The organism is Rubritalea tangerina (genome assembly GCF_042683245.1).
In the GTDB taxonomy this organism is placed as follows: domain Bacteria; phylum Verrucomicrobiota; class Verrucomicrobiia; order Verrucomicrobiales; family Akkermansiaceae; genus Rubritalea; species Rubritalea tangerina.
Genome location: NZ_JBHUJB010000061.1, coordinates 74450 through 86209 on the forward strand (window position 1 = coordinate 74450; position 11760 = coordinate 86209).

Below are 11760 nucleotides of genomic sequence, written 5' to 3' on the forward strand. Positions count from 1 at the left end.
TAGACAAACGCACTGTCAGAGATGGCAGTGCGTTTTTTGTTAGTGAGGGGGGGCAATCTGTGCTATGAAACACAACACAAAAAAATGGATGAGGTATTGGTAAAGAAAGAAGGGGAGCCAGTGAGGCAATTTGCGGTGATGTTACAGAACAGAGCTGGGGCATTGGGATCGTTGGTGCGTTTGGTGCGTGGAGCAAAGGTGGAGATCATTGGGATTAGTATTCAGGACTCTAAGGATGCGACAATTGTACGTTTATTGGTGACGGACCCAGATGCTGTTTTTTGTTTATTTGCGGAGCGAGGAATTCCTTACACGATGTGTGACATGGTGGTGGTGGCATTGCGGGAGTCAGGTATTGGTTTAGGGGCATGTTTGGAGGCACTGATGGCTGCGGAAACGAATGTGGACTTTGCGTATAGTTTGATGGCGCATCCCGACAGGCAAAGTTTGGTGGCAATGCATCTGGAGGATTATTCATTTGGGATCGATGTTTTGACGCGTTCTGGGTTTAAGGTATTGTATCAGGAGGATTTGTCCCGATAGATTGGCGCAAAATGACAAGGTTTTTGAGTGAGAGTGAGTTGTGAGTTGCGTATGACTTGGAAAGCGGGGCTCTGACGAAATTGTTGCTTGTCGTTGGGGCCGACTTGGTGAATGGTCGCGCCTGTCTATGAATGAGCAAATTTTACAATCCGCAGCGGCACAGGCTCGTGGGTTAGCAATCGACGCAGTTCACGCATGTTCTTCCGGTCACTTGGGTCTTCCACTTGGCTGTGCAGAAATCGGTGCAGTTCTTTTTGGCGACAGCCTTAACTACAACCCAGCTGCTCCTAAGTGGCTCAACCGCGACCGTTTCATCCTCTCAGCAGGTCACGGTTCCATGTTCATCTACACATGGCTCCACCTCAGTGGCTACGCAGTATCTCTCGAGGAAGTGAAAAACTTCCGCAAGCTTCACAGCATCACACCGGGGCACCCAGAATTTGAGGAAACTCCAGGTGTGGAGGCAACAACTGGTCCACTTGGTCAGGGCATTGCAAACGCTGTGGGTTATGCTCTCTCCGGTAAGCGCGCGGCAGCACGCTACAACACAGCTGAACACACCATTTTCAACCACAACATCGTTGCTCTCGCTGGTGACGGATGTATCCAAGAAGGTGTAGCGCGCGAAGCTATCGAGTTCGCTGGTCACAACGGTCTCGATAACCTCGTTCTTATCTACGATAGCAACGATGTTACTCTCGACGCTATGGCTGACGTCTCCCAAGGAACTCAGGCAGAAGCCTACTTCCAGTCCCAGAACTGGAACGCAGTGACTATCGACGGTCACGACTTTACAGCTGTGAAAGAAGCTGTTGATGCAGCCAAGGCAAACTCTAACGGCAAGCCATCTGTGATCATTGCTAAGACTGAAATCGGTCGCGGTATCCCGCAGGTAGCAGGTACTCAGAAGGCGCACGGTGAAGGTGGCGCAGGTTTCGCTGCTGAAGCACGTGCAGGCCTCGGTCTTCCAGAAGAAACATTCTTCGTGTCTGATGAGGTGCGTTCCTTCTTTGCAGCTAAGGCAGAAGAGTCTGCAGCAGCAATGGCTGAGTGGCAGGCAACATACGACGCATGGGCAGCAGCTAATCCAGCACTTGCTGAAGAACTCAGCAACGGCGTGGCAAAGGCAATTCCATCTGATCTTCTCGACCGTATTCCAGCATTCGATGCAGACTACAAAGACGCAACTCGTGGCACGGGTGGTTCTGTCATCAACACAGTGGCTCAGGAAGTTCCTCAGCTTCTCACAGGTTCCGCTGACCTCTTCGGTTCTACTAAGAACTACATCAAGGACGGCGGCGATTTCTCCGCAAAGGACGCATCTGGCCGCAACATCTGGTTCGGTATCCGTGAGCACGCCATGGGTGGTATCCTCAATGGTATCGCTTACGACGGTTTGTTCCACGCATCTGGCGCGACATTCTGTGTATTTGCGGATTACCTTCGTCCGTCGATCCGTATTGCAGCGCTTGCTAAGCTTCCTGTGACATACATCTTCACTCACGACTCAGTCGGTGTTGGTGAAGACGGTCCTACCCACCAGCCAGTAGAAACAGTTTCCGGTCTCCGCGTGATTCCTAACCTCGACGTTGTACGTCCTGGTGACCCAGAAGAAGTGGCTGCAGCATACGCAGGTGCACTTGGCCGTGTTGATGGCCCTACAGCGCTTATCTTCACCCGTCAGGGTATCCCTAACAACAGCGATGTGCCTGTAGAAGTTCGCCGTGAAGGTGCGCTCAAGGGTGGTTATGTTCTCAAGCAAGAAACTGGTGACCTTAAGCTCATCCTTATGGCTTCAGGTTCTGAAGTTGGCCACATCGTTGAGGCTGCTAAGGAACTCGGCGACGGTGTGCGCGTGGTATCCATGCCATGTCTTGAACGCTTCGAGCGTCAGAGCGACGAGTACAAGAAGTCTGTTCTCCCATGTGAGTGCAAGAACCGCATCGCAATCGAAGCTGGTGTTTCTGGTCTTTGGTACAAGTACACAGGTTGCGAAGGGAAGGTGCTAGGCATTGACCGCTTCGGCATCTCGGCTCCAGGTAATGTGGTTATGGAAGAACTCGGCATGACTGCTGGTCACGTGGTGGCGGCAGCGCAAGAGCTTCTTGGCTAAGCCGACAAGAGATTCAAACATGCAGCCTACCTTCGCGATGAAGGTGGGCTGTATTTTTTCAAGAATTGTGCAACATTTTCTCACGCTAGGGGTTTTACATATCAGAAGAGATCATCATAGATTGGTTAGCGAGAAAGGATTGTTGTATGAAGAGAGCCCTATTTACCAGTAGCATTAGTATTATCGGCATTGCATTTGCTTTGCCTGTGATGGCTCAGGGGCCGGCAAATGGTGAGCGGTCACGTCCGAGTCGAGAAGATTTGCTGAAACGTTTTGATGCTGATGGCGATGGCAGTATTTCCGAAGAGGAAAGGCGTGCGATGCGCGAGGCAAGGGCTGAGCGTGCAAAGCCTGGATTTCATGGCGATAGGGAGCGGGGCGATTGGAGAAAGCGGTCAGCGCATGGTGGGCGTTTTGATAAAGAGGTGATGGAGCGCTTTGATAAAGATGGCGACGGGAAGCTCTCTGATGAGGAAAGGAAAGAGGCTAGAGATGCGATTGCTAAGCGCTACGGTTCACGTGGCGACAAGATGCAGAAAGAATTGCTCAAGCGCTTTGATAAAGATGGGGATGGAAAGTTATCTGAGGATGAGAGGCGCGAGTTGCGCAGATCATGGGAGAAGCGTAAGCGTGGTCATTCAGAGTGGATGGAGCAGGCTAAGAAGCGTTTCATGTTACAATTTGATGAAGACGGTGACGGCCAACTTTCAGAAGAAGAAAAGGCCAAGGCCAAGGAAGTCATCGCCGAGAGAATGTCTGAGCTTAAGAAAGAGCTGATCGAAAAGTACGATCTCGATGGGGATGGGACTCTTTCAGAAGAGGAACGGAAGACTGCGCATGAGAAGGAAAAGGCTGAGATGCTCGAACGTTTTGATGCTGACGGCGACGGTACTCTGAATGCTGAGGAGAAGCAAAAAGCGATGGAACATATGATGGAGCATGCTCCATTCCGTCTGATGCACCAGCTTCGTCAGGGCGGGCATGGTAAGAAACCGCATCACCATCGCGGTGAAAGGAGGGATAGCCCGAGCCCAGAGAAACGTGGGGGACGCGATTTTTAGTCGAGCGTTGCTTGCATTTTTTGGATGGATTTTTGCAGCTCGGAGCTTGGGATGATGAGGCCGAAGGTGCGAGAGAAGCGTGCGATGTGTATCCCAACAAAGCTACCATCTTGGCTAAAGATGGGGGTTCCGGCGTCATCTGCGTAGAGTGGAAGTGCATGGCGGATCGCCGTGGGGTAGGGCGCGCGATGTTTGCTGATGATGGTTTTGTCATCGAGTGGCCCAATAGACCGCTTTTTTGAGACGACACGCGGAGAGTCGGTGGCGACATTCCAGACTGGTCGGCCTTTGTGGTCTGGGGCGAGCAAGAGGGAGCCGGCGCCAACTGGAAGTGCTTTTGTGGGCCAGGTCATAGGGGGGAAGGGCATGGCTTCTTTTGCTTTGAGCAAGGCAATATCCCAAGTTGGGTCGGTAGCTACGAGTTTTAGCGGAGTGTGTTTGGGTCCAATTTTGGCGCTGTATTGGCTTTCTTGTGGAAGGAGGCTGTGCTTGCAGACGATGAATTGGGAATCGAGAGCGATGCCATGTGCGAATGGTTGATGAGGTTGGTCAGAGGGGTGGAGCAATAGGTTGCGTTTTGCATCGGTGGGGAGTTTGGGAAGTTGTGCGAGGTGTGCTGGGTCGTCCAGTCCATGAGAGATAGGTTGTTTGCGAGAGATGGCCATAGCATCTCTGAGCATATGCATGGCTATTTTTTGTTGGTCGATCCGCACTTCACCATTCTCGTCAGCGAGTTCTTGGAGAAAGTCTACTGTGGGTGGGTAATGTTGTTGGACCCGCTGCATGAAGGTTTGCTGGATTTGGTTCAGAGTTTCGGCGTCGAGTGTGACGGAGGTGATGGCTTCACCGTCTGGGGCGTTTTTGGCATCGCCCCACCGCTCACCTTTGGTGAGTCGAGGTCGGTCTTTGTGGAATTGATCAATTGCTGGAAAAATATTGAATCCGAGGAGTCCGGCGGCACTGCTATCCATGCCGATCAGTTTGCCATCGAGAGAGAAGAGTGGGCCACCTGAGTCACCTGGTTGGATGTTGCAGTCGGCAAAGAGGTAATAGGCGCTGCCATCTTCGGATTGGCTATGGCTGGTGATGCGGCCTAGTCGCGCTTGTGCTGGGCGGCCTTCAAGGTAGCCAGAGGGATGGGCAATCGTGAAGCAATAGTTGCCGGTGGTTGGGGCTGATTTTGCGAGTGTGCAGTGTGGCCAATCCTCGGATTTTGGATCTGAGATTTTGAGCAAGGCGAAGTCGCTTTCACGGTTGAAACCGAGCAACTGGGCTTTGAGCTTGCGGCCGTCATGGAGGATGATTTCTGGGGTGGGTTCTTCAGCGAGGTTCCGAAACATGTGTGCAGCTGAGATAACATAGCCACCTGGGGAGATGATCACTCCGCTGCCGGTGCCTTTATTTGAAACGGCGACGCAAGATTCTTTGACTTGCTTGAGGGAATCTTGCATTTGCTGGCAGATTTTCAGTGGTGGCTGGGCGTCGGCTGCAGTAGTGTTGGGGAGGTACGATACGAATGCCAGCAGGCAGGTTGTGAGTAGGTTGAGAACGGTGAGGTTTTTCATGGGCATCTGGGAATGTGTGGATTAGAGCGGGGCTGGGCCAAGTGCTTGTCTGCAAAAAACGATGGATTGTATGCACTCTGGAGAAGAAGTTGAGGTGCGCTGTATGGGGCGTGCGGGAAATGAGAGGAAATTTCCACGTCAGTGGGCATTTGGCGGTTGCGTTTTTGGCCAACATAAGGAAAGTCGCTCTGAGCCAATTTTCAAATTCACATCACATAGAGAGATATGAGCGATTCCAGATACCGCATTGCTATCGGCGCCGACCACGGCGGAGTAGAACTTAAGGATGCTATTGCGCGTCACCTCATGGCGCAAGGCCACGAAGTTGCTGACTACGGCACAAATTCCAAAGATTCTGTAGACTACGCAGACTTTGCTAACGAGGTGGCGATCGAGGTCAGCCAAGAGCAATTTGATTGCGGGATTCTCTGTTGTACCTCTGGAGTTGGTGTGAGCATGGCTGCGAACCGTTTCGTGGGTGTGCGCGCTGCAAACGTGCAAAGCGTGGAAGACACGAAGGTAGCACGCGAGCACAACGACGCGAATATCTTGTGTCTTGGTCAAAAGCATGTGGATGAAGCAACTGCTTTATCGATGGTGGACGCCTTCCTCGGTACCGAGTTTGAAGGTGGGCGCCACGAGCCACGTATCAAGAAAGCATCAGGGAGTGCCATTGCGGTGAGTGATCCGGATGTATTCGCAGCGATCCACGAAGAAGGATTACGTCAGCGTAACAACATTGAGTTGATTGCCTCAGAGAACTTTACCTCACGCGCAGTGCAAGAAGCACAGGGCAGTCTCCTCACTAACAAGTACGCAGAAGGTTACCCAGGCCGCCGCTGGTACGGTGGTTGTGAAAATGTAGACGTGATTGAGCAAATCGCGATCGATCGACTCAAGGAACTCTTCGGTGCTGAGCACGCAAACGTGCAGCCGCACTCTGGTTCTCAGGCAAACACAGCAGTTTATTTCTCCGTTCTCAAGCCAGGCGATAAGATCCTTACGATGGATCTTGCACACGGTGGTCACCTTACGCACGGTCACAAGGCAAACTTCTCTGGTAAGTTCTATGAAGTGACTCACTACGGTGTGAGTGAAGAAGACGAGCGTATCGACTACGATGCACTTGAGAAAGTGGCGGAAGAGCTCAAGCCCGCACTTATTACTACTGGTGCGTCTGCTTACCCACGTGAGATTGACTTCGAGCGCATGGGGCAGATCGCTAAGAAAGTTGGAGCCTACCTCTTTGTAGACATGGCGCACATTGCTGGTCTTGTCGCCGCTGGTGCACACAACAACCCAGTGCCACACGCTGACTTTGTAACATCCACTACACACAAGTCCCTCCGCGGGCCACGTGGTGGTATTATTCTCTGTAAAGAAGAGCACGCTAAGAAGATCGACTCCACAGTCTTCCCAGGTATCCAGGGGGGGCCACTCATGCACGTGATTGCTGCGAAGGCAATTTGTTTTGGTGAAGCTCTCCAGCCTGAATTCAAGGATTACTCAGCTCAGGTAGTGAAGAATGCGCAGGCAATGGCAGCACGCTTGGCGGAGCATGGTTACCGTATCGTTTCTGGCGGTACTGACAACCACCTCATGCTTGTGGATCTTCGTCCAAATGGCCTCGACGGTTCTATTGCAGACGCAGCACTCGATGAAGCGGGTATCACAGTGAACAAGAATTCCATTCCGTTCGACACTGCTGGTCCATTCAAGCCATCTGGTATCCGTATCGGTACTCCTGCGATCACGTCTCGTGGCATGAAGGAAGACGACGTGGTGAAAGTGGCTGACTTCATCCACGCGGCGATCGAAAACCGCGAAGATGAAGCGAAGCTTGAGGAAATCCGTCAGGAGGTCTACGCCTTCAACCGCGCGTTCCCACTTCCTCGTTAGTATACGAGCAAAAGCATTTAGACTAAGCCCTCAGCTGAGTGATCGGCTGGGGGCTTTTTTTGCGAGTTAGCTCGTTGGTTCGTGGTTTGGAGCGGAAAGCTTTTTGAGTGTGAGCAGAGGCTTCTCTCTTTAAACGAAAAAAGCCACCGAGCTGTTACTCAGTGGCTTTTGGTCGAGATAGCAAAGGAGTTTCTTACATCTGAGGCACTCCAACGGCCAGACGAAGGAAGCATTGGTCATCAGTGGCATCGACACTGGCTTCTTGCATGGAGTCTGCGTCGAGTGAGGATTTTGTGACGCCTGAGGTGGTCCAGTTTTTGAGGTCGTTACTGGTTTGAACGGCGTAGAAAATGCCAGCTTTTCCAGCGTAGTACTCGATACTTGCTTTGCCATTGGTGACAGCGAGTTGGGGCATGTTTGATACGTTATTTTCAAGCGGTGAGAGATTGAGTGCGTATTCAGTAAAGACAGTGATGCCGTCTGAGCTTGTGTCTGTGGACATATCGAAGTTAGGTGCGAGACCGAATTCCATGAGCCATGGTGCGGTGTCCATACTGATGTCTGTTCTTGAGATCATTTGGGTATTGAGCCCTTCGAAGGTGGTCCCCCAGCTCGCGGAATTGACCTCGTGGTAGTAGACGATGGCTGAGGTGTTAGTGTTTCTAAAGGTGTTGCTTACTACGGATGGCTGATTGCCCTCGAATAGGATGTATTTGAGGGTGTCCATGAAGGAAAATGCCTCTTTGCCAATTGAGTTTACTGAGTTTGGAATGACTAATGTCTGTATGGCGTCACAGTCGGCAAAGGCTTCTTCGCCGATACTGGTGAGTTGGCTGGGGAGAGTCACTTTGGAAAGGTTCGGGCAGTCGAGGAAAGACTGATAGCCAATGCTGGTAACGGTTTCTGGTAACTCCAAGGATGTAATGGCTGTGTAAGAGAAGCAGGTGTCAGGGATACTGGTGATGTTTGGAGGGTAGGTGATGGAGCTCAGGTTTATGCAGTCATAAAATGCTTCCGCACCAAGGCTAGTGATATGCGTAAGGTCTATCGATTGGAGACTGTCACAGCTGGCAAATGCACTATACTCAAGCGTTGTAATATTTGAGTGAAGGGTGATCGCTGGGAGTGAGGAGCAGCGGTCGAAACAACTGTCAGGAATAGTGTCAATACCACTTGGGAGATTGATCGATATGAGTTTTTCACACTGTCTGAATGCATCGTCACCGAGACTAGTAAGACCAGATGGAAGAGTGAGGCTTACAAGTGACTCACAGCGCTCAAAGCAGCTATCTGGAATCGCGGTAATTCCGGATGGTATATTGATGGAAGCTAGTTTCGTGCTGTATTCAAAGGCTCCCTGACTCAGGGTAGTGATGGTATTTGGAAGTGTGATTCCAGTGATTTGATGAAGGGCGTAGAATGCGCGCTCACCGATGGAGGTTACAGGCTTTCCGTTGATTGTGTCAGGTACGATGACATCGCCTGTGGTATCACTGAGACAATCAGTAATGGTAACTTCCGACTCAGAGCTCGTGAATAGGAGTCGCCCAGGGGGGGTGCCATTGGAAAAAGAGTGAGGCTTTACTTGTGATGGAATCGTATAGTTTTCATCTTCCCAAGACGTTTTATTGCTTTCCAAATAGGCCAATACAGCTTGCTGGTCTGGTACGTTGTCGAATGAGTCTGTGTGAAGTGTAGTCGGTGCTGAGCCATAAAAGACTACGTACTTAAGTTCTAAGCAATCGTAGAAAGCATAGGCCTCAACTGCTGTGATTCCAGCTGGTACAGTAGCTCCGATAAGTTTAGGAGATTCTGCGAAAATGGAATTGGGGAGCGTGGTGATATTACCACTTTCGATTGTTACATACTCAATGTTCGATTCGTAGAGAAGGTATTGGCCAATTGAGGTTACAGAACCTGGAATCACAAGCTCTTTGAGGTCAGGCATGGCGCTGAATGCTTCATTTCCAATGCTGAGCAAACCATCATTTAGAGTGAGGGTTTGAAGAGCTGAAGAGTCAAATGCTTCAACTCCGACAGTTCTGACTGAATCTGGTAGAGTTAAGCTGGTGATGCCACAGGCTTCAAAACAGTTATCAGGAATATCTACTAAGGAGCTATTGAGCGTGAGCTGAGTGAGAGCTGGTGTGTTGTAGAAGGTAGCTATTCCGAGGGTGTCGACCTCAGATATGTCGATGTTAGATAATAGAGTACAACCTTGGAAACATCTGTCTCCTAGTGATGTGATTGTGTTTGGAAGATTAATGGATGTAAGCGCTTCACAGCTGCCAAAAGCCCAATTCGGCAAGGAGGTAAGAGTGGTGGAGAGGGTAACACTCGCAAGGTCTCTTCAGCCGCGGAAAGCGCGGTCGCCAATTTCTTCTACGGAGTCTGGAAGTGTGATAGAGGTGAGCCCAGAGTTGAGGAAGCATTCAACGGGTATTTCATCGATTGTGGCATTGAGAGTGACTTGAGTGAGTGAACTGGTTCCACTGAAGGTGGCTTCATCGAAATACTCGACATTGGAGATATCGATGGAAGAGAGCTTGGAGCATCCGCTAAAGCATTCTGAGCCGAGGCCTTTGATGGAGCTTGGAAGGTGGACAGTTGTCAGTTCTGGGCAGTTGTCAGTTCTGGGCAGTTGGTAAAACAGCCATTGGCAAGGCCTAGGAGGGAGTCTGAGATAGTCGCGGTGTTGAGCAGAGCGCAGTCCTTGAAGGCATTGGAGCCGATGGTGGTGATGTTGGAGCCCATGGTGACTGAGGTGATGAGGTCACAATCGAAAAATGCGTTGGTTCCGATGACTGTGACGTTTCTTCCTCCGATAGAGTCTGGAATGACAAGTGCTCCTGCGTAGCTGGAGTCGCAGTCATAGATGGTGATGGTGGCGCCGCTGCTGTTGTAGCTGAGGTAGTGTGGGAGGATGCCGTTCGAGTAGCTGAGGGTATTGATTACGTCGTATGTGCTGCTCCAGCCTAAATTGTTATTAGGGTCTTTTACGTAGATGGTGAAGCCGCTTGCGACATCGGCGAAGTTGGTAGGTTTTTGGTCGTTCAGGGCTGGAGGGGTGCCACGGAAGGAAACAAATTCGAGGTAGCTATTTTCTGTAAAGACACCACCACCGAGGGAGGTGATGGTGCTCGGCAAGTAGACCGCGATGAGGTCATCGGAGTAATTGAAGGCATTTTCTTGGATTTCCGTGATGCCTTCTTCGAGAGTGAGGTATTGCACCTGGGAATCATAGAGCACTTGCTCGCCAAAGGTGACTACGCTGCCAGGGATGGTGAGATCTGTGTCGAGTAACTCAGCAAAGGCATATTGGCCAATGACTTCTAGACCATCGTTGAGGGTGAGCTCCTTGATGTTGCTTCTTTCGAAGCAAGATTTACCTAAGTGCGTGATGTGTGCTGGAATCTCTAAGGTGCCGAAATTACAATCACGAAAGCAGTTTTCTGGTATGGTGTTGAGGTGCTGTGGGAAATTGATGGAGGTGAGGTTGGAACATTTATAAAAAGAGCTGGTGCCGAGATCGGTGAGATTGTCAGGGAACTGGGCTGAGGTGATGGAGCTGCACTCAAAGAAGGCTGAGGCACCTATGGCGGTGACAGGGAGACCATTAATAGTGTCAGGGATGACTAGGGCTCCTGATAGGGAGGCGTTGTGTCCTGTGATAGTCACTTCTGAACCATCATCTGTGAAGGTGTAGTGATAGGGGGGTGTTCCGTTCGAGAAGGAGACAGTAGTGAAGCCAGCGAAGGTCGTGTCCCAGTTAGCTGCAGTATTGTAGTGGTAGAACTTGAGTGTGCTTGGTACATCGAGGAAGTTGTCAGCTCCTCCGATTTCAGGCTCATCACCTTTGAAGAAGAGGGAAGCAAGTGAATCACATCCATTGAAGGCTTGGTCTGATATTTTGGTAATGTTGGAGGCAAACTCTACGGACTCGAGGAGGTCGCAGTGGATGAAAATGCGTGTAGGAAGGGAGCTTATGTTTGCATTGATTACTGCTGTCTTGAGGTTCACACAGCCGCGGAAGGTGCGCGTTTGCATGGTGGTGACTGAAGATGGAACTTCAACATGGGTGATCGATGTGCAGTTGTAGAACGCGCGCTCTTTGATCGTCTCCAATCCGTCATTAAGAGTAAGGCCGGTCATCGCGACACAATTTTGAAAGGCATGGGTTCCAATCGTACGAACTGTGCTAGGTAGGGTGACGCTTTGCAGTTTCAAGCAATCAAAGAATGCATGATTGCCGATTTCCACGAGGCCTTCATTTAAGTTAAGAGTGAGAAGCTCGTCGCAGCCTCGAAAAGAGCTAGCTCCAATGCTCGTGACGGAACTTGGAATGGTAATACTAGTGAGAAGGTCACAGTCCTCGAAAGCGTTGTCTGCGATCGAGGTGACAGGGAGGGCCGGGGTTCCGAGAGTGTCTGGAATGATGAGTTCACCGGCTTCTGTGGTAGGCAGACCGGTGATTGTGACTTCAGAGCCATCGTCAGTATAGGTGAGTAAATTTGCGTCTGCAGCGAAGAGAGTCGCTGTGATTAGGCAATAAAGCAGAGAGAGAGCTTTCATAAAAATC

8 protein-coding genes and 1 pseudogene are annotated in these 11760 nt (G+C 50.7%); 4 read left to right on the top strand and 5 right to left on the bottom strand.

Annotation, left to right across the window (positions count from 1 at the left end; genetic code table 11):
- Nucleotides 1-84: 84 nt before the first annotated feature.
- The 3 genes from ACFSW8_RS13870 to ACFSW8_RS13880 all read left to right on the top strand — a co-directional run bounded on the left by ACFSW8_RS13870 (nucleotide 85) and on the right by ACFSW8_RS13880 (nucleotide 3717).
- Nucleotides 85-543, top strand: coding sequence for a hypothetical protein (locus ACFSW8_RS13870; RefSeq protein ID WP_377088956.1), 459 nt, complete (start codon nucleotides 85-87; stop codon nucleotides 541-543).
- Between the two features lie 127 nt (nucleotides 544-670).
- Nucleotides 671-2656, top strand: coding sequence for a transketolase (tkt, locus tag ACFSW8_RS13875; RefSeq protein WP_377088958.1), 1986 nt, complete (start codon nucleotides 671-673; stop codon nucleotides 2654-2656).
- A 146-nt stretch (nucleotides 2657-2802) separates the two neighbouring features.
- Nucleotides 2803-3717, top strand: coding sequence for an EF-hand domain-containing protein (locus ACFSW8_RS13880; protein WP_377088959.1), 915 nt, complete (start codon nucleotides 2803-2805; stop codon nucleotides 3715-3717).
- On the opposite strand, the gene ACFSW8_RS13885 is transcribed toward ACFSW8_RS13880, so the two are convergent.
- Nucleotides 3714-5282, bottom strand: a complete 1569-nt coding sequence (locus ACFSW8_RS13885; protein ID WP_377178529.1) for a S1 family peptidase — start codon at nucleotides 5280-5282, stop codon at nucleotides 3714-3716. The genes ACFSW8_RS13880 and ACFSW8_RS13885 overlap by 4 nt on opposite strands.
- A gap of 225 nt (nucleotides 5283-5507) precedes the next feature.
- Between ACFSW8_RS13885 and rpiB the strand changes: the two genes are divergently transcribed.
- Nucleotides 5508-7181, top strand: a complete 1674-nt coding sequence (gene rpiB / locus ACFSW8_RS13890) for a ribose 5-phosphate isomerase B (RefSeq protein WP_377178531.1) — start codon at nucleotides 5508-5510, stop codon at nucleotides 7179-7181.
- A gap of 193 nt (nucleotides 7182-7374) precedes the next feature.
- Here the strand turns inward: rpiB and ACFSW8_RS13895 are convergent, their stop codons facing one another.
- The 4 genes and pseudogenes from ACFSW8_RS13895 to ACFSW8_RS13910 form a co-directional block, all read right to left on the bottom strand.
- Complete coding sequence (locus ACFSW8_RS13895; protein ID WP_377178549.1) at nucleotides 7375-8829, bottom strand: leucine-rich repeat domain-containing protein; 1455 nt, start codon at nucleotides 8827-8829, stop codon at nucleotides 7375-7377.
- A gap of 33 nt (nucleotides 8830-8862) precedes the next feature.
- Nucleotides 8863-9513: pseudogene (locus tag ACFSW8_RS13900) on the bottom strand (leucine-rich repeat domain-containing protein); the annotation flags it as partial.
- An 18-nt stretch (nucleotides 9514-9531) separates the two neighbouring features.
- Nucleotides 9532-9891, bottom strand: coding sequence for a leucine-rich repeat domain-containing protein (locus ACFSW8_RS13905; RefSeq protein WP_377178551.1), 360 nt, complete (start codon nucleotides 9889-9891; stop codon nucleotides 9532-9534).
- Complete coding sequence (locus tag ACFSW8_RS13910; RefSeq protein ID WP_377088963.1) at nucleotides 9792-11753, bottom strand: leucine-rich repeat domain-containing protein; 1962 nt, start codon at nucleotides 11751-11753, stop codon at nucleotides 9792-9794. The genes ACFSW8_RS13905 and ACFSW8_RS13910 overlap by 100 nt, the downstream gene beginning before the upstream one ends.
- Nucleotides 11754-11760 lie beyond the last annotated feature (7 nt).